Raw genomic sequence first — 2,408 nt, 5'->3', positions numbered from 1 at the left:
GGCAATGGTTTTGCAAAAGGGTTTGAAGTTTTTTGGAGAGATAAAAAAACAATTAAAACTGTTGACTACTGGATCTCTTATTCTTACTTAGATACAAAAAGGGATTTTATAAATTTCCCTTCGTCCATTCAGCCATCATTTGCTGCAAAGCATACCGCAGCTTTTGTTTTTAAAAAATTTGTATTGCCCTGGAAAACACAATTTAATTTAAGTTACAATTTTGCAACAGGCAGGCCTTACTACCGTATTGCGTATGATGGCTCACAAAATAAAAATGTATTTACCGATATGGGCACTACTATTAATTACAACAGCTGCAGTTTTAGTGTAAATTATTTGCCCACCATTGGTAAAAAAGATACAAAAAACTTTGCAGTGTGGGTGTTAGGTATAAACAATGTATTTGGTCAAAAGCAGGTGTACAGTTATAATTACTCTAATAATGGAAGCCGTAAAGAAGCAGTAACACCGCCCAGTAAACGATTTGTATTTATAGGATGTTTTTTAAGTTTTGGAACCGACAGAACACAGGATGCAATTAATAATAACCTTTAAAATAAAAAATGATGTCAAATTATCAACCAGCACCTGAAGGCAAAGACCCCGAATTGTGGGAGATTGCACAAAAAAGAACCAGCTTTAAAAATCATGCCATTGCCTATTTAATTGTAAATGCTTTTTTATGGGCTATTTGGTTTTTTACAGGTAACCAGCACAGGGGTATTAATATTGGAGAATGGGATAACCATCATTACCCCTGGCCAATTTGGACTACTTTAGGCTGGGGTATTGGCCTTGCATTTCATTTTGCAGGAGCTTATGTTTTTCCTAAAGCAAACTCTGTAGAAAAAGAGTATGAAAAATTAAAAAGTCAACAAAAAAAATAAAGCCCTTATGCCAGCTTTTTCAAAAGGGAAGCGAAGTGACCGTAATAATTGTCTTAAATTCTTTTAAATAAATCAAGTTTTAATAATTACAAATATCTATTACATAATCGTCTCCTTTTCCTCCCCTTTCGGGGGAGATAGAGGGGGCTTTAAAACAAACAACAATGAAAAAATTACTTATCGCCTCAGTTTTAGTTTCAATTACTATGCTTTCGTTTGGCCAAAGCGAAAAATATGTTGCTGCAATGAAAAATGATATTGCCGCTATTGATACCAGTTTTAGAAACCCTGCAAGCCTTTTAGCACTGGCTAATAATTTTGAACGCATTGCCAATGCCGAAAAAAATCAGTGGCTTGCTTATTATTATGCAGCATTTTGCCAGGTTAATTATGGTTTTATGGAGCAGAATAAAGATAAGGTAGATGGTATTGCAGATAAAGCAACCGATTTTATTAATAAGGCGGATTCATTAATGCCCAACAATTCTGAAATATCCTGTATAAAAAGTATGATAGCAAGTTGCCACATGATGGTAAACCCAATGCAGCGTTATATGGAATATGGGCCAGAAAGTGGCAGCAATATGGAAAAGGCAATGCAGCAGGATCCCACAAACCCAAGACCATATTATTTAAAAGGACAAACCTTGAAATATACACCGGAACAATTTGGTGGTGGCTGTAAAACTGCAAAGCCCGAATTACAAACTGCTTTAGATAAATTTGCAGCTTTTAAACCTGCCAGCGAATTGCATCCTAACTGGGGCAAACAACCTGTGGAAATGCTGATGAAAGAATGTAAATAATGTTTAGAAGTTTAGGGGTTTAGAAGTTTAGTGCTGCATTATTTATAACAGACTAATTTCTAAACTTCTAAACCCCTAAACTTCTAAACCTCTAAACAAAAGATATTATGCAACAGGAAAATTTTTCTCCTAAAGACAGTCTGCAGTTAATAGACAGTATGATTAACCAGGCAAAAAACCGGTTTAGCGAAAATGGTTTTTTATATCTTTTATGGGGCTGGCTGATTTTTGCAGATGCTATCATACATTTTATTTTAATAAAACTGCAATGGTTTAAACATCCAGAAATAATTTGGGCAAGTTGCTGGATAGCTGTTATTTTTCAAATCATTTATCTTTCTAAAGCAAAGAAAAAAGAAACTGTAAAAACCTACAGCGATGAAATAATAAATTATATCTGGATAAGCTTTGGCATATGTATGTTTTTATTATTTTTTATTGTGGGTAAAGGCAATGGCTGGAATAATATCTATTCGCTTTTTTTAATGCTGTATGGTGTGCCAACTTTTTTATCTGGCGTGGTAATGCAGTTTAAGCCGTTAAAAATTGGTGGAATAATTTGCTGGACACTTGCATTGTTTTCTGCATTTATACATCCGCTTTATGGTTTATTACTACTTTCTGTTGCAGTTGCTGCTGCCTGGATAGTGCCAGGTTATTTAATGCGGAAAAAATATAATCAACAAAACAACTGATAATGGAAGAGAACAAAATG

3 protein-coding genes and 1 pseudogene are annotated in these 2,408 nt (G+C 34.4%); all 4 read left to right on the top strand.

Annotated features, from left to right (window positions below; genetic code table 11):
- Positions 1–555: pseudogene (locus ACY65O_RS03045) on the top strand (TonB-dependent receptor); the annotation flags it as partial.
- 8 nt (positions 556–563) lie between these two features.
- Positions 564–887, top strand: a complete 324-nt coding sequence (locus ACY65O_RS03040; RefSeq protein WP_462219378.1) for a 2TM domain-containing protein — start codon at positions 564–566, stop codon at positions 885–887.
- A gap of 164 nt (positions 888–1,051) precedes the next feature.
- Positions 1,052–1,693 (top strand): hypothetical protein, encoded by a 642-nt coding sequence (locus ACY65O_RS03035; RefSeq protein ID WP_462219377.1) that lies wholly within the window; start codon positions 1,052–1,054, stop codon positions 1,691–1,693.
- A 107-nt stretch (positions 1,694–1,800) separates the two neighbouring features.
- Positions 1,801–2,388 (top strand): hypothetical protein, encoded by a 588-nt coding sequence (locus ACY65O_RS03030; RefSeq protein ID WP_462219376.1) that lies wholly within the window; start codon positions 1,801–1,803, stop codon positions 2,386–2,388.
- Positions 2,389–2,408: the final 20 nt, after the last annotated feature.

This window comes from Ferruginibacter sp., assembly GCF_031430955.1.
In the GTDB taxonomy this organism is placed as follows: domain Bacteria; phylum Bacteroidota; class Bacteroidia; order Chitinophagales; family Chitinophagaceae; genus Ferruginibacter.
This window is presented reverse-complemented; position numbering and strand designations above follow the sequence as displayed.

Coding starts and splice junctions, on each gene's coding strand:
- ACY65O_RS03030 (WP_462219376.1), top strand. CDS start 1,801: ATGCAACAGGAAAATTTTTCTCCTAAAGACAGTCTGCAGTTAATAGAC.
- ACY65O_RS03040 (WP_462219378.1), top strand. CDS start 564: ATGATGTCAAATTATCAACCAGCACCTGAAGGCAAAGACCCCGAATTG.
- ACY65O_RS03035 (WP_462219377.1), top strand. CDS start 1,052: ATGAAAAAATTACTTATCGCCTCAGTTTTAGTTTCAATTACTATGCTT.